Genomic DNA, 23,846 nt, shown 5'->3' with positions numbered 1-23,846 from the left:
TCATATAGACAAAAAAAAATAACAAGACTTTTGTCGTCTTGTTAAGGAAGGATTTCGTCAAATTTTTTACTAGTTTTTCGTAATAAGGGAGGTGGAGAGTTCAGCGATTGGTATTGCCGGTTCTTCACCATCATTAGAACAGAGATTCCTTTCTGCTCCTTTGAAGCAAACTGCTGTAATGGTTTCGCCATTAACAACTACATAGGATTCATTTGTTTCGGGATTTAGAATTTCGCCTGTGTCTGGGTCTTTAATTGTTTCGATAAAATTCTCATTATATAAAGTTTCATATGAAATCTGTGTACCAACTACATTACTATTGAGTAGTTGATCCTTTACGTAATAAATCGCAGAATCTCTTAGTGCAATAGCATTAGCAACCATTGCCTGATCTCTTGATTTATTAACTAGATTAACAATTGAAACAACTGCTATAGCAGAGATAATCCCTAGTATGACCAATACTGCAAGCAATTCTATTAAAGTAAGACCTCTTTCATTAAAGACTCTATTTTTCAACTTTAACAACCCTTTCATTAAGAGAAAAAGCTCTTAACTAATTGAAGCGTTAGGTTAGTTATTCTAGAGATGCTGCTTCAGTTTTAATTTGTTCGGATGAGTATGATTTCTCCAACAGTCAGTGAGTCATTTACTAACTCGTTATCCTCTTTAATACTCTCAATATAATCAGTTGATTGATAAAATTCTATAGAGATTTTCTCCAACGTATCTCCTGGTTGAACTGTGTATGTGATAAAGTTCTCTATAAGTGGCCTTTTTTTAGAAGGTTTTTCAGTATTGCTTGTATCTTCGCTTTCGGAAGAATCTTTATTGCCAGATAATGTGGCAAAACTATTAAATGGGTTTTGTTTGTTACTAGGTTTCGGTACTTCCATTTGTGGAAGCTGATCAATCAAGTCTGTTAATGTTGGCATGTAAAACGCTGCAATGGATAGTGCATACACTAACTCTTGATTCTCTTGGTCTAATGATGTAACTTCTGGCTGACCTGTAAAATCTAATTTTTCAACAACGAGAATTCTTTCAGTGCTCTCTAGTGTGGAGATGAATTTTTCTAACTCAAAATAACTTGGTGACTCCACCGTCAAATTGATTTGAATTTTTTTCACTCCTGTTGGAAGTGGAATTGAACTCTCAGGTTTTACTTCAGCTTCGTCTTCTCCAGATAGCTCATCCTCATACTCTTCCACTAGATCTTGTTCCTCTGGTACATTCATTTCCCCATCGCCAAAGTCCATACTTACTACAAAGCTGTTTGAAAGGACTTCTGCCTTTTCGATGTCTAGTAGCAATTTTTCTAACAAAGGTTTTACCGGTACATGTTTTTGAAGTTCAACAGTACTTTGAAATGTATTAGAATTAGTTTGACTTATCTTGTTTTGAAGCACAGACAACATTTGTTGTTCAGTATTTAATTCTGTTTCTTTTGTTTCAACCTGAGTTTTCTTAGGCTGTATATATAGGAAATAAACTCCAACAAATAACACAATAAGTAATAGTACAGACAGGATTGCGATTGATTTCTCTTTTTTTGTTAGGGTCATCATTCTTCTTCCCCCTCTACTACTTCAGAGGAATCAGTAACTTCTTCAATTGCATTACGATTGATCATAATTTTAAATTCACCCATATAACGAGGAACTAGTTTTTCATTGTTATCATCTATGTCAAATATATTATTATTAGCGGTTGGGATCTCTACAGTCGTTAATGCCTCTAAAAAAGCTTCCTTAACGAAGTTGGAATCAAGAAGATTTTTCAAATAATACGCAGCCTCTCTACTTGTATCAAATTGAACAGATAGACTTACTTCACCTGATTCGGTATAGCTAAACGTCTGAATAAAACCCCTATTTGGTAACAAGGCTGTTAACTGCTTAATCAATGGAACCGTTTTTACCGGGTATCCTTTAGCCCATGTGACAGTGTTCTCTAACTCAGATACTGAATTAGATTGCTCGAACTCGACTAATTTCTGTTGTTCTTGAGCTACAATTAATTTAGTTTCATTAATCTCAGAATTAAGAGAGTCTAGTTTTTTTTCGTAGGACTGGTGAATCATATATGTAGAGATTAATCCTATCAGAAAAATTACTCCTATTATGATAACTAGCAGCAAGAGGGTTTTATTTTTCGGTTCTTTTTTTGGTAAAAGGTTTATTTCAACCAACATAATATTACACCTCTTTTAATGCCAGCCCTAAAGCAAGATAATGTGATCTAGGAAAAGGATTTTCATGTTCTACTTGAAGTGGTTCATAGTCAATTGAAGTTATGGGAACAAAAAATCTACTTTCCATCTCCTTGATAATCATAGGAAGGAGTAGGTGATCTCCATTAACTAAAATTTTGGTCACTTGTTTTTGGCCTTGATGGAGCGTGTATCTATAAAAATCCATTAATCTATTAATCTCTTTATATATATCTTCAAACTGGTAGTTTAAATCGTTTACCTCACCAGCATACTTTAATTCGTAGTGACCTTCTTGATTTAGTTTAAGGTTCCATCGCTCGTCACTATACTCTACTGGCAGGTGATGCATAAAGAATGGGATATGATTTTCAAATATACTGATATTTACACCGTTTACATCAAACTGAACAGCTAACAAATGGTCGGAACTCTTTGCCTGGTCGAGTTTATAAAAAAGGCGATACAAAGAAAGAGGTGATATTTCAGCTGCGACTGGGTCAAGGTTTAAGTCAGTTAGAAGATTGGAGTATTTCATGACTTTATCTTCTTGTGCAGCAAAAATCAACACTTCTTTCTTATCCTTATTTGTAGATAATACAACTACATCGAAAACAGGTTCTTCAAATGGAAGATGAATACTTGAACCAAGCTCTAGGTATAAGTATCCTTTAATTTCATCATCCTTAATGTCTGCGGGAATCTGAACCTTCCGAATAATGACATAAGAATCTGGGACTAAAAAACGAACTTGTCTTTTCTTTATTTTCCACTCTTCAATGCATTCTTCTAATATATTCGATAAGGTTTCTAGATCATTTATTTTTCCGTTCGTAATCAAACCAAAGGGTAAATAACGCTCTCCCCACTTATACGGAATAATCGAGTTATGCTGTTTAATTTCTACGTAACGAATAGAATGATCATTAATAATAAGGTTAACCGTTCGATTTTTCCTGGGTAATAGGGAGAAAGCCATATGTAAAAACTCCTTTATAATCCTGTAGCTAAAAATTGTAGATAAAGGTTGATGATTTGATCTCCGAAGAAATAAGCAATAAGGGTACCGACAGCTATAAATGGTCCAAATGGAATTGGCTGACCCCTTTTAATAAATTTGAACATAAGTCCAAAGACACCGAAAAGAGCTCCAAGTAGGGTTGATAAGAAAAAGGCAAGCACAACTGTTTTAAGGCCTACTACGAATCCAATTAAGCCGAAAAGTTTAATATCTCCTCCACCCATTCCACCCTTACTAATTACACCAATTACCAGGAGGACTAAGAATGCTACAATTCCACCAACAATAGAATCCCACCAGGGAGTTAATGGAAATAATAGACGCTCAAATAAAAAAAGCCCCGTAAACATTAACAATATTTTATCAGGGATAAGCATATAAGTTAAATCGGAAACCGTGATAATGACAAATAACGAAATCAATGTCCAGGCTACAATAAGCTCACCTGACCATCCTATAATGAGGGGTGCTAATGCAAATAACACTCCTGTTAAAAACTCCATAATAGGATAAATGGGAGAAATGCGCGTCTTACACAGACGGCATTTTCCCCCTTGAATTAAGTAAGAGAGCACCGGGATAAGCTCAAGTGCTGTTAACTGATGGTTGCAGTTTGGGCAGGATGAACGTGGTGCTATGATTGATTTTTTTGCTGGGACTCGAAGGCCTACTACGTTGTAGAAGGAGCCTAGTAACAATCCAATTAAAAACAGATAAGTAGAAAATACTTTCATTAATAAGCTAATAACTCGGTTTCAGATGCTACACTGTCTTTTGCGTCGTCTGTTCCGCCACCGGTGTCTGCTAATGCTACTGAAGGATGATCAGTTAGGTCATATGAGTACTTACCGGTTGTAGCATTTTTAGTAACTGTGACTGTGTATCCATCACTTTTAATGTTATCTAGGAAACCTGCTAATTGGTCTTTAGTAAGATCTGTTGAGTCAGCAGTGGGAGCATTAGAAGTCACATAAAGCTTTGCTGCATTTATGATTTGTATCCCTTCAGCAACAGTTGCATCGTTTTCCGTCTTTTTAATAATCCCACCAATACTAGGCACCGCAATCGCAGCAATAATTCCCAAAATAACAACAACAGCAAGTAATTCAATCAATGTTAACCCACGTTCATTTTTCAAACGTTTCTTTAATGCTTTTAACATCTTGTATCCGCTCCTTTTTTAGTAAAAAATAACTATGATAATAGTACTCTATCAAACATTTTATAATATTAAAAGTCCTTTTATTAAAGGAAATTGTTAACATTTTTCAAATTATTGATATGTTCCAACTTGGTTGAAGATCTCAAACATCGGAACCATGATGGAGGTTACGATTGTTCCAACTAATCCTGCTAATACAACAATCATTAATGGCTCAATTAATGATTTGATTCTGTCCGTACTATTCTCTACTTCTTTCTCGTAGAAGTCCGCAACTTTCCCTAGCATAGCATCTAACGCACCTGTTTCTTCCCCAATGGCAATCATTTGGGTAATGAGGGGCGGAAAGGCCCAGTGCTTTTTCATCGGAGCAGTTAAGGATTGTCCTTTTTCAAGCGAATCACGGGATTTCCTAATAACTCTTCCTACTACTTCGTTCTCTACAACATTCTCTACAATTGATAAAGCTTGTAAAATCGGTACGGAGCTAGAGAATAAAGAGCTTAGCGTTCTTGCCATACGAGCTAATACAGCTTTTTGAAGCATTTTTCCGAAGATCGGCATCCTTAATAGAAAGTAGTCTAAATAGTACTTGGTTTGTTTATTTTTCCTAATTAAAATCATGGCTATAAAAATGGCAATAAACAATAGAACAAACAACCACCAAAACTTTTGCATGAATCCACTAGCACTTAATACAAACTTTGTAATAGCAGGAAGCTCTCCTCCGAAATCAGCAAACATGTCCACAAACGTAGGAACAACAGATACTAGCAAGAAAACGACGACTGCTATTGCGATAAATCCAACCACTACCGGGTAAGCGAGTGCAGAAACGACCTTTTGTCTTGTATTGTGCTGCTTCTCATAATGTTCGGCAAGTCGCTCTAGAGTTTCCTCCATGTTCCCCCCTGCTTCACCGGCTTTAATCATATTAATGAACATCGGTGAAAAGATGTTTTTGAATTTAGCCGTTGCAGTGGATAGTGGATTCCCTTCTCTAAGTTCTCCTTCAATATCAAGAAGTGCCTTTCTTAACGGTTTACTTTCCGTTTGAGCACCCAATATACTTGTTGCATCTACGATAGAAACACCAGCCTTTAATAGAGTAGAAAACTGGCGCAGATAGATAACAAAATGTTGAAGCTTTACTGGATTACCAATAGAAATCTCTTTTGTTAATACTGACTCGGCAATTTCCGAAATTTCTAATATTCGTACGCCTTCGCTTTTAAGCTTCTGCATGGCTTCTCTTTTTGAGGTAGCAGTAATTGTTCCACTCTTTTTCCCTTTTAAGTCTCGACCTGTATATTTAAATCGTGCCATATTAATCTAGTTTCTCCTGTAGGTATGGCTCGGCTACTTCTTTCGTAATCTGTCCGCTTTGAACCAACTCTTTAATACTTGTTTCTAGGGTGTGCATTCCATAGGACCTTGAGGTTTGCATAATGCTCACGATTTGATGAATTTTTTCATTGCGAATTAAGTTTGCCACTGCTGAATTATTGATTAATACTTCCGTAGCCGCTTTTCGGCTTTTTTGATCCACCGAAGGAAATAGTCGTTGAGATATGATTGAAACTAGGACCGAAGCAAGCTGTATTCGAACCTGTGGTTGCTGAGACGGTGGAAATACGTCTATGATTCGGTTAATGGTAGCAGGTGCACTAGACGTGTGCAGGGTACCAAAAACTAAGTGACCCGTTTCAGCAGCTGTAATCGCTGTTTGAATCGTCTCCAAATCTCTCATTTCTCCTACTAAAATAACATCTGGATCCTGCCGCAAAGCTGCTCTTAAACCGTTTGCAAAGTTATTTGTATCAAACCCAACTTCTCTTTGATCGATGATAGAGTTTCCATGCTTGTGTAAATACTCAATAGGATCTTCTAACGTAATAATATGCTTACGCATCGTTTGGTTCATATACTGAATCATCGAGGCAAGGGTCGTAGATTTCCCACTACCAGTAGGACCTGTAACAAGTACTAGACCTTGTGGTTTTTCAGCAATTTTTCTTAAAATATGAGGGAGTTCCAATTCTTCAATGGTTGGAATCTTTGTTGGAACAATCCTTATTGCCATAGCCACACATGAGCGCTGAAAGTATGCATTCACACGGAATCTTGATACACCTTGAATACCATAAGAAAAATCAAGCTCGCCTTTTTCTTTAAATTGGTCCCACATTTGATCTGGTATAATCGCTTTTGCCATCCCTTCAGTATCGTCAGGCTTCAAGATTTCTTTCCCATATTTTTTTAAAGTACCGTTAATTCTTAATACAGGCGGTACCCCGACAGTAAGATGAATATCCGATGCTTTTAGTTCAAACCCTGCTCGCAGCAAATAATCCATTTTTTCCTTCACTTTTATCGCACCCCTATTCAGGTATTGCAACTCTTAATACTTCTTCTGTGGTCGTTAAACCTTGTTTGATTTTTAATAACCCATCATCTATTAGAAAAACAGTTTTATTCCTAATCGCAAGCTCACGAAGCTTCGTAAATGATTCACCATTCAAAATGACTTTTCTCATATCATCATTAATAACGAGGACTTCATGAATGGCTAAACGTCCTTTATATCCAGTCATACTACAAGAGGAACAACCACGTCCACGAATAATCTTATCCACCTTCATCCCTCTTCTAGCAAAGATATCGATCTCTCTCTTTGTAGGTGCTTGCTCGTGAGCACAGTCCCTGCACACTCTTCTCACTAATCGTTGTGCAACAATTCCGCTTAGTGAGGAAGCTACTAGGAAAGGTTCAACCCCCATATCTAGTAACCTTGTTACCGTCCCTAAAGAATCGTTTGTATGAATCGTACTTAGAACGAGGTGACCTGTTAAAGAAGCTCTGATGGCCACTTCAACGGTTTCTTTATCACGTATTTCTCCGACCATGATAATATTAGGGTCTTGTCGAAGAATAGACCGTAATCCTTTTGCAAAGGTCATTCCGACATTAGCATTTACCTGAATTTGATTAATTCCTTCGATCTGATACTCTACCGGATCTTCAATTGTAATAATGTTTACTTCTTCACTATTTAACTTGTTTAAAGCAGCATACAGAGTAGAGGATTTCCCAGAACCCGTTGGCCCTGTAATCAAAACGATACCTGTTGGCTTCTCAATCATGTCATTAAATCTTTTTAAGTTAAGTTTGTTAAAACCAAGCTTATTGATATCATTTAGCGCACTGCCAAGATCCAAGATCCTCATTACAATTTTTTCGCCATAAACGGTCGGTAAGCTTGACACACGTAAGTCAATTGGATGAAAGTCTAGATTTATTTTTATCCTTCCATCCTGTGGAACCCGATGTTCCGTTATATCTAAGTTCGACATAATCTTAATTCTAGCAATCAATACACTTTGCATATGCTTTGGTAGGACACGCTCAACTCTAAGTACCCCATCTATACGGTATCGGATTACTACCTTAGTTTCCTGTGGGTCAATATGTATATCACTAGCTTTCATAGTTACTGCATTTGAAAGGATTTGATTTACTAGTCGTACAATTGGGGAGTCCTGATCAGTAATCTTCTCTTCTTGAACATTACCGACTTCTGGGGCATCCCCCATCAAATCTTCAAAGCCTTCGTCAATGTCGTAATATTTATTAATTGATCTTAAAATATCATCTTTTGTTGCAATAGCTGGTTCGATCTGAAATCCAGTTGAAAGCCTTAAATCATCAATGGCAAAAAAGTCCATAGGGTCGGCCATGGCAACAAATAATTTATCTCCGTCTTTCTTAAGCGGAATAAGTTGATTTCTTTTAGCCGTTTCTTTAGGGATTAAATGAAAGAGCTTTGTATCAAAAGGATATCGATATAAACTAACGTGAGGGATGCCAAGCTGAAACTCAAGAACCTCTATTAGCTGTTGTTCAGTAATAAATCCTCTTTGTAATAAAGCATCTCCAAGCTTTTGTCCGGCACTTTTTTCCTTTAATGTAGATTGAAGCTGATCTTCTGTAAGTAGACCAGCTTCAACAAGTAAATCCCCAAGGCGTTTTCGGGTTTCTTTCATATTGTCATCCCCGCTTTTAAGGAACTATTTTTTTGATTCTTCATTCGGTTTTCCCCAAAGGTCATCTTCATTAACTTCACCTTCAGTATCGGACTCTTCATCTCCTACGTCAGGATTACTATTACCATTTTCGTTTTCAGATGAATCATCATTACCTTCATTATCTATCCCATCATTTCCACTACTATTTGGATTCGTAGTTTGATTGCCACTCAATGCATGAATTTCAATTCGGTGAATGGGTGGGTAAAAGTCTTCAGAAATGAGATCCTTTTTCAGAAGTTCACCATTTACATCATAGGATTCTCTATAGAGTTTAATAAGTAAGCCCTGAACTCCTTCTTTCTCCACCTTTATTTCAGTTGAGCTTAGTAAAGGTGAATATTGTACAACCGTCTTTGGACTAAAACTCTCTTCATCTTCTTCGATAACTGAGTATTTGTTAAGAAGCTCTGGACCAGACAATGTAACGGAGAATGTGTCATCCTCTAACTTCATGTTAATGGTATAACTAAATTCATTTGGGTTAGAAAAAATCAAGTCAAGATCTTTTGATTGATTCACTTTTGCTTCATAGCCCAAATTAGCATATGAAGGAAGTTCATTACTTATATGTCTTTCGATAATAGAAAAGTTTGTCGGTAAAATGACCTCATATATCCCAGTGGCTACCACACCTAAAGAGGTAGTAGAGATATCATCAAGCCCCAATTCATTTATGTATGAAAGCAAAGAAAACTGTGTTTGTGGTAAAACTTCGATTGATGTGTTTGCAAGTTGTGACAAGTCACTAGGTACCTCTTCGAGTTCCAATACCGCTTCTGCAATGTTCACTGTTTCTATTTGAGATTGATCAATCATGTAATTTTCAACTCTAAATTGAGAATCTCCAACCTGTAGCATCTTTGCACTTAGAAGTACTTGCTCTTTTAATCTATCAATATCTATATTTGATAGATTAATAGAGGGGGAAAGATTGTATAGAACATCTTCCAGCGATTCGAGATTTACTATAACTGAATTTTGTTGACCCTGCTTCAGCTGAGCAAGAGTGTTACTAACATCAAAATGAATTAGACTTAAATCTAATGGGTGCGTTACTTCTTTGTATTTAATGTCAATTTGTGTTTCCTCTAACCATTTTGATATTTGTTCATCGAGCAATTGGCCAGCCTCTTGTACTGTTTTATCCGTAACATTTAGCTGGCCAATCATCGTGCCCTCTGCATACTTATTATCACTGTGAATCATTTCATCATAAGCAAAGGCACCAAAATGTGAGAAACTGTAAATATAAGTAGTACTAATGATGAGAACAAGAAACAGCTTTAAAGCTTGCTGATTCCTCACATTTATCGGCCTCCTTTACTTATGCTTCAACATTCATAGATAATTCTACAACGATACTTGGCCCTTCTTCTTGAGCTTTTTCAATTAAATCAGTTGTTAAAACCGTACCTTCAAAGATTAGAACATTTCCGTTTTTATCTAAAATATTCTTAGTAGCTTTCTTTCCATTTAGCAACTGGATTTGCTTATACTTTAGAGCTTTAACTTCTTCATCTTCTAAAGATTGGCCTTCTTGGATCACCGGAATGGTTTCTTCGTCTTCTACTTTCCCCTCTAACTCCTCAACAGAGTTTAAGAAATACGAAGCAGCATCTTCTTTCACAATGACAATATCTTTACCAAACGTAACAACTGACTCTGAAGATAACGCAACTTCTTTATCAGCTACTTTTAGCTCCATACCTAGAATATGTCCAGTATCTTGATCTACAAAATACTCAACAATCTCTCCAATTAGTTCGCCTTTTCTTGTCATTACTTTTGTATTCGTAATTTTAATTTTTTTATTTACAAGTTGATTAGCAATTGGGATTTCGTTTAAATCAATGACAGCACTTTCACTATCAACCGTTACAGCATACTCACCAATTCCAACAACTTTCTTAAAAGGAATTGCTTTTACACTAACTTGAAAATCTTCATGCTCGATTGTTAAGAAATCAACAGAACCTTTGTCAGGATTTATAACTAAAGATTTAACTTTACCTACTTGGTTACCATCAAGAATGCTAATGATAGGTAAACCACTAATTTGAGTACTTTTCTTCATTATAATGTCACCACACCTAATCTATTAATTCACGAATCTATTTTCTATGTTACACATTTTATCATGTTCTAGGAATTTTATAGTGTTTTTTCACAATATTGTTGATACAAAAATTCAATTTCCATTTCCAAGATTGGATATTTTACGAATTTTTCTCTTAAATCCACTAATAAGGTCTCAAGCTTGTCTACCTGCTTAGTTCGAATGTAATGCTCCATTAACAGACTAGCAAACGTATAGTAATCCTGTGCTGGCAACGCTGGATGTAAGTGTTCATGAATTAACGTCTCATAGTCAGTCGAACTCATTTGCTTTCTCGCAAGATGCAATTGTGAAATCATGGTATGGAAAAGCTGTTGTTGAAGCTCTGTTTTCTGTTGGTCAATTTTAATACTTTCCTCAACAGAGTCATCTACTACCTTTTCTGTTATACCAATATTTTCGATTTCTCCTTGCTGTTTGTTAAGTTCAGATTCAATAGAAGAATTATCCGCATTGCTTTCTTCAGGGGTATAATCAACTATCTCCTGATTAGAATGATTAATGACATCTTCTGAAACATTAGATAGAGAGTTTTCCTGTTCCTTATTGAAAAAGTCTGATGATATATCTTTTAATGATTCATCTTCTACTGGTAATTCATTTTCTACTGGTAATTCATTTTCTACTGGTAATTCGTCTTCCACTGTTAACTCGTCTTCTTCTGTTAATTCGTCTTCCACTGTTAACTCGTCTTCTTCTTTTACTTCTTCTTCTTCTGTTAATTCTTCTTCTTCTGTTAATTCTTCTTCTTCTGTTAATTCGTCTTCTTCTGTTAACTCGTCTTCTTCTGTTAATTCGTCTTCTTCTGTTAATTCGTCTTCTTCTGTTAACTCGTCTTCTTCTGTTAATTCGTCTTCTTCTGATTCGTAGCTTGCTGCTACTTCGTCTAGCGTCTCTTTAAGATAATCGGAGCTAACTTCTCCTTCTATTAAATCCTCTTCAGTATCTTCTTCGGTGTTTTTACAAGTTTCTTGGTCTTCTACAGTATCTTCAAATACTTCTAATTTTTCAACAGATGAATCAGAATCCTCTTCGACTTGTTCTACGTTTTCTAAAGTCTTCTCGAGTTCATCAGGTTGTTGAACTTGTTCTAATAGAAGCTCATCAAGATTGATTTCCTCAAGTTCGTCAGTTTGTAGACTTAGATCTTCGTTTTCTAATAGGACACTGCTCTCTTCAATAGTCTCATTAATAGCTGATAGCTGCGTTAATTCAACTTCCTCTAAATCATCTAAAAGCATTTCTTGTTCGTTTTCAATTTCCTCAGAACTTATTTCTCCTGGAAGCTCAATTTCTTCTAATTCAACATCGTCATGATCTAAGATATTTTCTTCTGGGCTTTCCGAAAGGTCTTCTAAAACCAGTTCTTCTATTGCATCATCTTCAGTTTCCAAGGATTGATCCTCTTCAAACTCTTTTAATGTATCAAACTCATTCGAGTTTCTTTCTAATGAAGTAGTAACGTCTTCATTTTGGAAATACTCAAAGTCGTTATCTTCCTCTATTAGCTTTTCAATTTCCGACATATAGCCAATTTGATTGTCTTCATTAGATGTGCTATGTGATTCAGTTGGGATTTCTTCATCCTCAAATAGAACTTGACCATCTTCTCTCTCAAGAAGGAAAGATATGTCTTCGTCTATTTCTTGTAAATCCGCTAAGTCACTATCTTTTTCTTCTTGAATTTGAACATCTTTTCTATCCTCACTATGTAGTGATATCTCTTCCATTTCAAGTTCTTCTATAGGCTCTTGCATAATTTCCTCTTTATTGCCAATTTTATCATCTTGATATTGATATAGTGACGAATCCTCATTCTCGTTTTCTGAAATAGTAGTTCCTGCAAAATTATTGGATATGCTTTTATCACCGACACCCTGATCTAAACTCTCTTCATTAGTATTACCAAGTGAATCCTTATGCTCTGCCTCAATATTTGAATATAGTAGCTTACCCAATCTCTTATCCATGATGTATGACGCTAAGATAATTAATAGTAAAAGTAAGAGTCCTGTTTGCCACAAAGGGATTGTGCTTTTAGCTAGTAATCCTAAGTTAGCGAATAAGAAAGCTATTAAAATAAGGATTACCTTTCCTTTTTTGGAGATGCCCATGGGTAAAAAATAAAAAATAGGTACTAAAATGAGTAACGATGCCATGGATATGATAAGTTCCTGCATGATTTCACCCCCATTAAATTTAATTTAGTTATCTCTGGTGCAATTATTAACAATATGTGACTAGATTTTTTTCGTCTTTTATAGACATTTATCGACTCTTAAATATTGTATAATAATATTATGTATTTTGAAAGAAGGCGAATAGATGATTAGCAGTAAATTTTTGAAAAATGAAAAAGGATTAACATTGATTGAAGTTCTTGTATCAATCACTCTACTAAGTATAATAACCATTACTTTTTTATCCTTTTTTAATCAAGCCTACTCATATACAAAAAAAAATGAAGATAAAACGGTCGGGATTAACGTCGCTAGAAACGTTTTATATTATATGGAACAACAGGAGTTCCAGCCATTCTATGATCAATATGTCAAAGATCTTTTGACAACGTCAGATATAGCTGAATTAACCATTGACAGTTGCAGTGATGTTACTGCGGAGCCCACTCCTGAGCCTATATTTGATGAAAGTGTGTGTAGGGGATACCTATCTAGTACAATAAATAATAGGAACTTTAATACAAAAATATTTTTACAAAAACATGAAGACCCTTCTTTGCAAAATTATTTAATACCAGTAGAAATAGTAGTTACTTGGGATAATCAGGAAGCAACCGTAAGGGGTTTTATAAAGAATGAATAAAATATTGAAGAATAACAAAGGTATTACTCTAATTGAACTTCTTGTTACGCTTGCTATTACCGCAATTGTTTCAACGATGATTTATAGTGTATTTGTAACTGGGCTAAAACTTTATCAAAAAATCGGAATTGAAGGGCAACTACGTGACGATGCTGATTATGTTGCAACCATGATATTGAACCAGCTTTATGAGAATACACCCAATTACATTGAAGAGTTTAATGAAAATGGAGCAGAGGGACTTCGCTTAGTAAGGTATGAGTCAAAAAAAGTTAATAGATATATAGTAGAAGAGTCAAATGTAATTGAAGCAAAAATTCTTATTTATTATAAAAATAATACCTTTTTCATTGAAGATGAATTATCTAATGAAATCACAGAAATTTCAACACCATCTTCTAAACTAACCACTCTTTCTAGTGAGGAGCCTTCCGTAGGCATTAAACAATGTAGTAAAGAAGATCAAAACGGAAATTGTTCGCATGGAATCATTTCTTTAAACCTCGTATTAGAAGATTCAAACGCAAGATTAAGTTCTTTCCTTAAAACAGACCCTATTGTATTAAATAGTACATTCGGGTTTTAGGTGAGGTGTTTACATGATTAAAAATGAACGAGGCTCATCACTTTTAGTGGTTATGCTAATGATGTTAATCTTCACTATTCTTGGATTATCAATCCTATCCGCGAGTATCGGTGGTGCAAAGAGAACCGCTATTAGAGAAGACGAAGTAGTTGATAACTTAGATGCGATAAAACTTGTAAACGAGGGTGTTGCATATATAAAGTCTACCATTAACTCAACTTACACTTCATCCATGGATATAACAGAATACAATCTCGTTATTAACCAGATCCTCAATAAGGATGCTGATTACGAAATAGAGGATATTAGTGCCACTTATAACATTGAAATGGATGTGGACTATACACGAGTATTTAATGTATCAGCTATTTATGATTCTTCATCGGGAAAGAAATATACTCAAAGAGTATATGTTACAGCTATGCCAAGTTTCCTAAGGTATGCACTCGGCTCTAGAAAAAGTCTAACGATGAATGGTTCGGTAAATATTAAGAATGGAAGTATTTATGCAAATGAAGCTTTATATTTAAGTGATGAAGCAAGGTATATCTTTAATAATGTGCATAAGACAGTCAAAACAAATTTATCAGTAACTGATGTTTCTAGTACCATTGAGCTTTATGGACCAATTCAATATTGTAAGGCTCCTAATTCTTGTTATAGTGGACCAGCGGTATATTCTAGTGCTTGGCGTTCTATTGAGATTGAAGAATTATCAAACGGCTTTGAAACAGAAGAAAACACTCCTACATATTTCATACCTAGTGAAAAATATATAGAAGTTAATATCCCACGAACAATGGTGGATAAGTTAATAGAGTTAGATGTAAGGGCGACCTATGACGATAATAATAATCGGATTAATTTTCATTCACTCTCAAATAAGGTAGATGAGATAAACGAATTATCAGAAGCAATCAGTCCAAGTAAAAGCTACTATATTAAAAAAGATATATACGTAGAACCCAATCAAACAACTAGTAATGATGAGCCCCTTTTGAACATTGAAAAAGGGAATTGGCTCATTATCGATGGTGATGCCCATATTGAGAACATTGGTACGAAAAAATTTAACATTCAAGCAAATCTTTTAATCACAGGAAATCTTTCAATTAAAGGTGATGTGGCATTTGATTCAACAGTTTATGTATTAGGAAATGCGGATGTCATTGATGCGAATATTAGCGGTTATACAAGTAACGGGAACACTGGTGAGCTCATTTTAATGAATGAAAAAACATTAACCATTGCTAAAATTAATAAATTTAGTAACCCTGACGCATCGAATTATAGACTAAACGCATATTTTTATACAGCGAGCGATGCCCAATTATATGCTGTTGGTTCCTATATTGCCATTACAGGTGGATTATTCGCGAAAGGTGATTTAGAGGTTAATAGTTTTAGAGGAACGACTCAATTTGGAACTGATGATTTGAATTTCACATCATCTAATGACATGGATGATTCAAGGTTAGTTATATCAAATAACAAAACTTTGTTTATTAATCAATCTCAAGGATTACCAAGAGTTAACAGACTTCAATTCTTGACAGATCCTATAGACAAAGAATAAGGGTGTTTCCACTGAGGAAACACCCTTTTCTATTAGTATAGATCTCCATTATCCGCTTCATCATTTTGATCAACAATTTTAATTGTCATTTCTGCTTCGAATGTTTGGTTTCCTACCTTTAATTCAGCTGTTACTGTTACAGTTCCTAATCTCTTAGCAAAAAATTGACCGTCATCTTTTACTCTAGCAAGGCTGCTATTACCTATCCTATATTTAATATCTCCACCTGTTGTAGTTGTATTTTCAGGTAATCTTTTTAAATAGCCGCTAAGATCAACAGAATCACCTTTTCTGACCTGTAGAGTATTAGGTCTAAATTCAATTCCTACTAGTGGAGAAAGAACCACTACATTAAGTTCCGCCTCCGCATTACGATCTTCTGATTTAACTTTAATAGTTGTGTTACCAGGATTTGTTGCTTTAAAGATCGGACCGTTAGTTTGAATAAATTCAATAATACTATTTGAATTCTTTTCCCACTCATATGCTTTATTAGTCGCATCATTAGGAAGGATGTTCACATCTACATCATTAAGATTATATGTTTCGTCAACATTTAACGTAATGGTTTGTGGATTTATAATAATTCCTTCCACCTTCTGTTTAACCCTAACTCTAGTGATTTTTGTAATAGTTTCTCCGTTAGAGGAAGTTCCAGTAAGAGTAATCGTTGTTTCTCCAGCTTTCTTTGCTGTTATTTTTCCATTCTGTTTATCAACATTAATAATGGAGTGATCCCCTATTTCCCATCTTAAGTTATCTCTAGCACTCGAGGGTTGAACTTCAACATTGTAATCAATCGTTTCACCTACAAATAGTTCAATCTCTTCAGGAGCACTAATAGAATTAAGCGGGTTTATAACCTCAACTTCAATCTCTAGCCATTCATTTTCAGCTGGTAACAACGTACCAAAAATATCTTCCACCTTTACTTTTAGGGTAGTTGTTCCTTCTGTTGTACCAGTTAATATTCCCAATTCTGTGTCTATTGTAGCTATATCAGTATTTACTAGGGACCATTCTATATGTTTGACCATTCCTTCTGCTTCCGCATTCTCTGGTTCAAAGACTAGTGGTACCCTTAGACTGTCTCCTCCAACGTAGAGTGTAATTTTCTCTGGAGCAGCTACATTACTTAAACCATGCTTTGCTTCGAATTGTAGTGGCGCAAAATCAAATTGTTCATTTTCATCATTTTGGTCATACACAAATGAATTTGCTAACTCGAACATCTTAGGTTCTTTAGGAGTGATTTCTATCTCAAAAGAGATAGGTGCTGCTGTGTATTGCCCATTTGTTCCTCGAGTATAATTAATTTTTGGAAGAGTAGCTTCCACAATTGTATTCCCATTAACAACTCGTTGATTTTCATTCAGAAGTCCAGTTATATTTCCTATGGAGATTCCTGAAGGGAATTCTTCTGTGAAATTTAATTGAACTTCACGACTAACATTACTAGAACCACCAACAAAACCTAAGAAGGTAGCCTTAACATCAGCGTTATTCCCTTGACGATTGTTATATTGTCTATTCGTAAAGGCGGCAATATTCACTATTTTATTAGTGTTATAGTTATTGCTATCAATTACAGGCAAATAGAATGTTTCATTCGGACTAATTTTCTCTAAACCATCTATAACTGGACCCAAATTTTTACCATTCACTTTTTCAAAACCATATTTATTCAGTTCACTAATTGTCATCGTATCGTTTGGCACATCTTCTCTAACACCATTCTCAATACGATTTTCGAGAACATTTGCACTTTGGTCACCACCAAAAGTAATCGGTTCTGCATTAACTAGGTCTGTTGAATCTAAAAGGACAATTTCTTTTCCAATTTGTGATTCAGTAATATGGTTTGCAAAAAGTGCAATCGGCCTCAACATAGATGTACTTATAGCTTGCTCGCCAAGAGATATCTCTTTAGGTTTAACAGTATATTGGATTTTGTAAGGTTGATCTACTTTAAGTAAGGTACTAGATATACTACGTGACAATTGAAAATCCGCTTCAACCTCTTCTACTTCAATTTCAAAAGTCTCTACCCTTTTTGCACCTTTTTGGTCAGTTGCCTCGATTTTTACTTCGATAGTTCCTCCATGGTTAAGTCCATGTTGATACATATGAGAAACAATTGATCCATTAGTTAATCCGTTTCTTTCAAGTACAAGCTCATCATCGATGTATAGCTTTGTTTTTAAGTATCTATCAACTAAATCTAAATCTTCAATCTTGTAAGTAATATTAACATCTTGATAGGAAGGCACCTTTTCGTTTTCATCTGGTCCCAAGACTGTAATTTCAGGCTGATGATTTGCGCTTAAGAAAGAACGGTATAACGTGTTAACAAAGAGCTTTTGTTCATTTTGTTTAAAGTCGTTGGTAGTATGACCTGCTCCAGAATAAGTAATATTCTTATAAGAGTATATATAATAATGGTTCCAACTATCATCATTATCACGATGAGTGGAATTCAAGTTATACCAAGGAGTCACATCAGGATCTTCAAGATTAATCGCGAAGTACTGAGAGTGGGTATTAGCTACAGCAACCTGTTCACTTAATTCATATGGATACTCTGTTAAAAGTCCTTTATTCACTTGTTTCGTGTTGGTTGTTGTCGCGACTCCATTGCGCCCAAAGTTTTGTTCTAAGAAATATTTTCCTGGGTCACTAAGTTTTGAATCTAGACTAGTATTGGATTTTGCGGGTCTTATTTCATAATTTTGACCTGACAAGTCGAACAGATATTTCAACCAATTATTAGTCGGATAAAGTCCATCATTTTTGTTCGAGTACCCTCTATCCCTTCTAAATGTATCATGAGTTAAAAATAAACCTTGACCAGTCTCAACATATTCTCTAAGAGCACTTGCTGCCTGCTGAGAAATACTTTGGTCACCATATTGATCTTTAAACCCAAACACAATCATGTTGTAATAACCATCATTAATTCTGTCATAACTCATCCGGTTTAAACGGGGTTTTGTAAAGTTGGACATGGTTACTGTATCAATTTCCATTTTAAATTCATCGGTCTGAATAATATTATTTGTTTTTTCAGGAATCGAGCTAAGAACATTAACTAAATTTCCTGTGCCATTATCAGGCGTTACTTGTAGGATGTTTATTTTTACTTTTTCACCTTTAAAACCAAAGGAACCTGTTTTAATATCTTTCAAATTGGATTGATCAACAATTTCAAACTTCCAGAATCGTGGACCAGAATACCCTTTTGGTAAACGGTACGTCAATTCATATTCATCCTCTTGTTTTGAAAGACTAGTAACTCTTTTAGAAACTAAAATTTCCTCTTGGGAATATCGGTTATTATAGTTCAAGTCAATGTATAAATTCGCAGTAAGCTGACTTGGATTCCCTTTTAGTACCTTAAACTTAAATTTCATTACCGTATTAGCTGTTGGAACTTGACTTGTTGAACTAACATCTACTGTAGAGAGTTTCGGTTTATTCGTCAGTTCAACTGCATTTTTTGGGAAATTCCTTACGTCCTGAATTACAAAGACGTTTGTAAGTGACTGAATATTACTAGCAAAAAAAGTGTCTTTTAAAATGGATTTTCTATCATCCCGTTTATTGTTTTCTCTTGTTTGATTTCCAACGCTGTTATGAAGTATAAGGGGCAACCCTTTGTTAACGTAATAGCGCATAATTTCATCAGCTTTTAACTTGGTAATGTCATTCATTACGTTAGTTGTATTATGCGAAGCTCCTCGATTAGTATTAACAAGTAGATTACTATTACTGGAGTAGGGATTAGGATCTAGCACTGGAAGTCCTGGGTTATAATTCCCTTCACCAATATAAATAGCGTCATAGAGTCCATCAATATCCTTACGCTCTGCAACAAATTCTTTCATTCTAACTGTTGTGATTTCGTAGAAATTTTTATCTAACACATTTACTAATTTGCTCCCACCATTATCAACAATTTCAAGCACATGGAACTTTGGAGTATCTGCTTTAACTTTTTGAACGGAAAAACTACCTTGGAAAATAGCTGAAATAAGTAATAATACGATAATTGTGATTCGTGTAAATATCTTCAATATTTTCAACCTCCTCCAAATAGTTTTACTAATTCTTCATTATGGTTCATTTTAGCCAAATCAATTAAACTATGTCCTCCGGAAACCTTAATGTCTGTCATAGGATTATGTGATAATAAAAGTTTAACAGTTTCGGTCTGATTATATAGGGTAGCGAATGCGAGGGCACTATACCCATCTATATCTTGTTTGTTAATATCTGCACCTTGTGTGAGCAGTATTTCCACAACTGAATTATTGCCTGATTGCGCTGCTGTCATTAAAGTCGTTAGATCATTTGTTGTGACTGCATTAACATCTGCACCGTTATCTATAAGCAAATTAATAACTTCATCATCCCCTTTTGACACAGCTTCGTGTAGAGTGGTGTAACCGTCATTATTGCTTATATTAGGATCAGCACCATATTCAATTAACACTTTAATCACTTCGTTGTTATTTTGAATTAACGCTAGGAAAAGAGGAGTTAACGAAAACTCATTCTCCGCATTTATATCAATAACTTTTTCTGCCAGTATTTTTTCAACTAGTTTAACCATATTATTTTCTGCAGCTATGTGTAGTAGTGAATTACCAATATGATTTTTCTTTTCAAAATCAGGCTTACTCTCTAATAAAGAAAGCGTAAGTTCTTCATGACCTAAGCTAGCTGCATACAAAGTAATTGGCTCGCGGCCTTCTAACTCTTGATTAATATTCTTATCGTCAACAAGTTCAAGAACTTTAGAAGAGTCCCCCGTTTCAATTGCCCGATAGATGTCCTCAAGTTCTTCAGTACTAGCTTTACTATTAAAACACCCTGTTAACAAGATTAATAAACTAAAATATATACAAATTCTAAGCTTGCGCACCTGAACACCCCTTTAATGGGAAAGTTATCAAAAACTGGAAATAATAAAATATACCTATATTTTATTATATCAATTAGCCAATTTGAACTAAAGGGATATTTCTGACTAATTTGTAAACAAAAAGAATTCCCTATAAAAGGGAATTCAATTTAGATTAGATTATTGTTTCACATACTCCGCAACACGGTTGCGTCCAGCACGTTTCGCACCAACGTAAAGCGCTCGGTCTGCGTGTCTTATTAAAGCTAATGGATCGTCAGCGTCCTCTAAAGCAGTTGCGACCCCAATAGATGCCGTAATTTTCACATCGATGGTCTGTTCTTCATTTTCAATATGTTGTTTAAGCGTGAACGGACGGTTGCTTATGGTTTGGCGAACGAGTTCAGCTGTTTTTAAGGCATCTTTCTTTTCAATATCAGGCAATAAAATAACGAACTCTTCTCCACCATATCTTGCGACTGTTCCTTGAGAGCCAATTAGGTTACTTAACCTACCAGCTAGTTCAAAAAGGATTTCGTTTCCGCTTTGATGTCCATACGTATCATTTACTGTTTTAAAATGGTCAATATCAAGCAGGATTAGTGATAAAAGCTTGCGATTACCGTTGTTTATTTTTTGGAACTCCTCTGTTAGTAAGTTTTCAAAGTAACGGTAGTTATGAAGCTTGGTTAAGGCACAGCGCTCACTATGTTCTTTCGTTTGTGCGTAATGTTTCGCATTATCAACGGCTACTGCAAAATAGGATGATAATATATCTAAGATCATTAGCTGTGACTTCTCATACGCTCGCTTTTGAGAGGAAGCAAGGAGTAATACCCCAATAACTTTATTCGATCTAACAATAGGAACACAAAGTACACTTTCTACAGACTCAGGCATGTATCCTCTAGAGATATCCTTCCACTGTTTCTTAGAGGAAAACAGAGCAGGCTTTCCTGTCCCCCAAACAATTCCACTGATACCTTCGTTCTTTTTTAGTGGTCTTACATCATTAGATCTTTCCTCGCCTTTTTCCACACGGCGAATTAATTGTAGTTCTTTATCGTCCACTACATCTAAAATATAGGCATAATCAACTGGTAACATATCACTTACCTTTTGGATAAATAAATCCATTACTTCATTTACTTGAAGTCTTTGGGCCAGTTCATGTCCTATTTCTGTAGCGTTTTGAAGATATGTATTAACTTTTTCGCTAGAATGATAAAGATTTAGAATAATAGAAAGACTCGCAAACGGAACCCCGATAAATAAAAGGGATATTGCCCCAATTTCCATATAAAGGACATATAAGACAATCCCAACAGGTAGGGTTAGAATCGTAGTTACTGTTTCCCAAACAAAATCCTTCCCAAAAATCTCTCTTTTTCTTTCATGCAAATAGTAAAAAATAACCGTTAAAATAACTTGGTTTAAGATAAACCAAATAATGAAATATGCAATGGATAAAATTAAAGACTTGGAATCTTCAATTAAGTTGACTCTGTGAGTTCCACCAAGTGCGTAATAGGCCAATCCACTCAAAATCGATATCATGAAAAACATGAATGAGTTTAAAGGAAAGCGAAATAGATGTTCTCGTGGGATTCGAATTCTAATTAATAGAACAGCGATTGCAATTTGCATAAAAATCATTTCATAAAACAAGCCAAAGTATAAAAAGACTGCTAACGACACCCATTGCATAAAGAAGATCGGGGTATTATTAATAATCATTGGCATGGCTGCTACAAAACACATCAGTAATAAAAAAGCGATCAATTCTATATCAAAACCAGATACTAACGGAGGGAACATTTGATAAGTTAACACAATTCCTATTGGCACTACTAATGCCCATATAAGCCAGATGGCTTTTCTTTTATGTGGCTTCACCTTTGTTCCCCCCTTAATTTGAATTTGTTATTCTAGGAAAATAGTCATGTCTAAGTAACAGTTTATCAAATATTCAAATTTTTGTCACATTTTTAAGTTAAAATATTAAAAAAATTTATAGGTAATTCCCCCTAGAAAAGGAGGGCTCTCTATTTAAGAAAAAGATTCTACCAAAAATGGCTTAATTTCGGACAAAAAGTAAAGCGAGCCTGTAATAACAAGCATTTCATTAGCATTTAATTCATTTATTTCATGAGAGATTGCCTTTTTCCAATCTTCACTAAGGTGTTTATTTCTGTTCTGACTTAAAGCAAATAATTCTTCACTACGAGCAGCTCTTGGAAAATCAAAATCCACAAAGGTTATTTTATCTGCTATTTTATCTAATTTCATGATGATTTTGTCCAGTTTTTTATCACTAAGAGCTGTGAAGATGATGTTTATTTTTTTATCAGAATACCTTTTTTCTAACTCATGTATGAGCGTCGTAATTCCTTCTTCATTATGCGCTCCATCAATGATGACTAGTGGTGAGTTAGACATGATTTCAAACCGGCCTGGCCAATAAGCTTTTTTCAACCCATTCTTTACATGCTCTTCCTCAAGCATAAATGAGTAGTACTTGTTTAATAGTTGTGTTGCCATAACTGCTAGAGATGCATTTTCGACTTGATGCTCACCCATCATGGATAGTTCTAATTCTTCGTAAGACTGAAAGATAGAATGTAAAGAAAACTTTTCACCTGCAGAAACGGATTCATGGTTAAGAACAGAGAACTGCTCCCCAAGTAAATAGCAAGTAGCTTTTCTCTCTTTGGCTTTTTGACGGATTACCTTTAACGCTCCAGGTTGCTTAACTGCTGTAATAATACTTACACCATTTTTGATAATTCCTGCTTTTTCGTAAGCAATCTCTTCGTAAGACTCTCCCAAAATATTCGTATGATCTAATCCAATACTCGTGATGATTGATAGCAAAGGATGGATGATATTTGTGGAATCTAGTCGTCCACCAAGTCCTACTTCATATAAAACAACATCAACTGGATTCACATATGCAAAATAGTAAAAAGACATAGCCGTAATGACTTCAAACTCAGTTGGTGCTCCTAGATCAGTTTGTTCTAATTCATCACTTAATGGCTTAATCACATTTGTTAATTGAACAATCTCTTGATCATTTATCGGTTGTCCATTTACCGCAATTCTTTCATTAAATTGCTCAAAGTACGGGGAGGTAAATGTTCCGACCTTATATTTTCCCTCTTGTAAAATAGAACGAAGAAAAGTTACCGTTGAGCCTTTTCCGTTCGTTCCACCAATATGTACAGTCTTAATTCTTCTTTCAGGATGATTAAGCTTTTCCATCATCCATTCCATTCTCTTTAAACCTGGCTTCATCCCTAGTCTTAATCGAGCATGAATCCAACCTAAAGCGTCTTCATATGTTTGAAACATAGTAG

The 23,846-nt window shown here is 35.1% G+C and carries 19 protein-coding genes; 3 read left to right on the top strand and 16 right to left on the bottom strand.

Annotated features, from left to right (window positions below; genetic code table 11):
- Positions 1-69 precede the first annotated feature (69 nt).
- From ACFYKX_RS23055 to ACFYKX_RS23000, 12 genes are all read right to left on the bottom strand, one after another.
- Positions 70-519, bottom strand: coding sequence for a type II secretion system protein (locus tag ACFYKX_RS23055; RefSeq protein ID WP_389363994.1), 450 nt, complete (start codon positions 517-519; stop codon positions 70-72).
- An 83-nt stretch (positions 520-602) separates the two neighbouring features.
- Positions 603-1,568 (bottom strand): LysM peptidoglycan-binding domain-containing protein, encoded by a 966-nt coding sequence (locus ACFYKX_RS23050; protein ID WP_389363992.1) that lies wholly within the window; start codon positions 1,566-1,568, stop codon positions 603-605.
- Entirely contained in the window at positions 1,565-2,194 is a 630-nt protein-coding gene (locus tag ACFYKX_RS23045) for a fimbrial protein (protein ID WP_389363990.1), read from the bottom strand. Before ACFYKX_RS23045 ends, ACFYKX_RS23050 begins: the two co-directional genes overlap by 4 nt.
- Positions 2,195-2,198: 4 nt before the next feature.
- Complete coding sequence (pilM, locus tag ACFYKX_RS23040; protein ID WP_389363988.1) at positions 2,199-3,191, bottom strand: type IV pilus biogenesis protein PilM; 993 nt, start codon at positions 3,189-3,191, stop codon at positions 2,199-2,201.
- Positions 3,192-3,205: 14 nt separating this feature from the next.
- A complete protein-coding gene (locus tag ACFYKX_RS23035; RefSeq protein WP_389363986.1) occupies positions 3,206-3,967 on the bottom strand; it encodes a prepilin peptidase in 762 nt (253 codons plus the stop codon).
- Positions 3,967-4,395, bottom strand: a complete 429-nt coding sequence (locus ACFYKX_RS23030; RefSeq protein WP_389363984.1) for a type II secretion system protein — start codon at positions 4,393-4,395, stop codon at positions 3,967-3,969. The genes ACFYKX_RS23035 and ACFYKX_RS23030 overlap by 1 nt, the downstream gene beginning before the upstream one ends.
- A 111-nt stretch (positions 4,396-4,506) precedes the next feature.
- Entirely contained in the window at positions 4,507-5,721 is a 1,215-nt protein-coding gene (locus tag ACFYKX_RS23025) for a type II secretion system F family protein (protein WP_389363982.1), read from the bottom strand.
- A gap of 1 nt (position 5,722) precedes the next feature.
- A complete protein-coding gene (locus ACFYKX_RS23020; protein ID WP_389363981.1) occupies positions 5,723-6,763 on the bottom strand; it encodes a type IV pilus twitching motility protein PilT in 1,041 nt (346 codons plus the stop codon).
- 13 nt (positions 6,764-6,776) lie between these two features.
- Positions 6,777-8,438 (bottom strand): GspE/PulE family protein, encoded by a 1,662-nt coding sequence (locus ACFYKX_RS23015; protein ID WP_389363979.1) that lies wholly within the window; start codon positions 8,436-8,438, stop codon positions 6,777-6,779.
- A 24-nt stretch (positions 8,439-8,462) separates the two neighbouring features.
- The gene (locus ACFYKX_RS23010) at positions 8,463-9,788 is read right to left on the bottom strand and encodes a VanW family protein (protein ID WP_389363977.1); all 1,326 of its coding nucleotides are present in this window, start codon (positions 9,786-9,788) and stop codon (positions 8,463-8,465) included.
- A gap of 19 nt (positions 9,789-9,807) precedes the next feature.
- Positions 9,808-10,557, bottom strand: a complete 750-nt coding sequence (locus ACFYKX_RS23005) for a PRC-barrel domain-containing protein (protein WP_389363975.1) — start codon at positions 10,555-10,557, stop codon at positions 9,808-9,810.
- Between the two features lie 77 nt (positions 10,558-10,634).
- Positions 10,635-12,779 carry a hypothetical protein gene (locus tag ACFYKX_RS23000; RefSeq protein WP_389363973.1) on the bottom strand — a complete coding sequence of 715 codons (2,145 nt, stop codon included), beginning with the start codon at positions 12,777-12,779 and terminating at the stop codon, positions 10,635-10,637.
- Between the two features lie 145 nt (positions 12,780-12,924).
- On the opposite strand from ACFYKX_RS23000, the gene ACFYKX_RS22995 reads away from it, so the two are divergent.
- From ACFYKX_RS22995 to ACFYKX_RS22985, 3 genes are read left to right on the top strand one after another with little or no spacing between them, the layout of a single operon-like run.
- The gene (locus ACFYKX_RS22995; RefSeq protein ID WP_389363971.1) at positions 12,925-13,422 is read left to right on the top strand and encodes a type IV pilus modification PilV family protein; all 498 of its coding nucleotides are present in this window, start codon (positions 12,925-12,927) and stop codon (positions 13,420-13,422) included.
- Entirely contained in the window at positions 13,415-14,008 is a 594-nt protein-coding gene (locus ACFYKX_RS22990) for a PilW family protein (RefSeq protein ID WP_389363969.1), read from the top strand. The genes ACFYKX_RS22995 and ACFYKX_RS22990 overlap by 8 nt, the downstream gene beginning before the upstream one ends.
- A gap of 13 nt (positions 14,009-14,021) precedes the next feature.
- The gene (locus tag ACFYKX_RS22985) at positions 14,022-15,584 is read left to right on the top strand and encodes a hypothetical protein (RefSeq protein WP_389363968.1); all 1,563 of its coding nucleotides are present in this window, start codon (positions 14,022-14,024) and stop codon (positions 15,582-15,584) included.
- A 32-nt stretch (positions 15,585-15,616) separates the two neighbouring features.
- Here the strand turns inward: ACFYKX_RS22985 and ACFYKX_RS22980 are convergent, their stop codons facing one another.
- The 4 genes from ACFYKX_RS22980 to ACFYKX_RS22965 all read right to left on the bottom strand — a co-directional run bounded on the left by ACFYKX_RS22980 (position 15,617) and on the right by ACFYKX_RS22965 (position 23,841).
- A complete protein-coding gene (locus ACFYKX_RS22980) occupies positions 15,617-19,657 on the bottom strand; it encodes a DUF5057 domain-containing protein (protein ID WP_389363967.1) in 4,041 nt (1,346 codons plus the stop codon).
- Between the two features lie 5 nt (positions 19,658-19,662).
- The gene (locus ACFYKX_RS22975) at positions 19,663-20,508 is read right to left on the bottom strand and encodes an ankyrin repeat domain-containing protein (protein WP_389363966.1); all 846 of its coding nucleotides are present in this window, start codon (positions 20,506-20,508) and stop codon (positions 19,663-19,665) included.
- Between the two features lie 159 nt (positions 20,509-20,667).
- Entirely contained in the window at positions 20,668-22,383 is a 1,716-nt protein-coding gene (locus tag ACFYKX_RS22970) for a sensor domain-containing diguanylate cyclase (RefSeq protein WP_389363965.1), read from the bottom strand.
- Between the two features lie 153 nt (positions 22,384-22,536).
- Entirely contained in the window at positions 22,537-23,841 is a 1,305-nt protein-coding gene (locus tag ACFYKX_RS22965) for a bifunctional folylpolyglutamate synthase/dihydrofolate synthase (protein ID WP_389363964.1), read from the bottom strand.
- Between the last annotated feature and the right edge of the window lie 5 nt (positions 23,842-23,846).

Source organism: Cytobacillus spartinae, from assembly GCF_042865285.1.
In the GTDB taxonomy this organism is placed as follows: Bacteria; Bacillota; Bacilli; order Bacillales; family Cytobacillaceae; genus Robertmurraya_A; species Robertmurraya_A spartinae.
The sequence above is the reverse complement of the archived record's forward strand: the minus strand, read 5'-3'. Positions and strand labels throughout refer to the sequence as shown.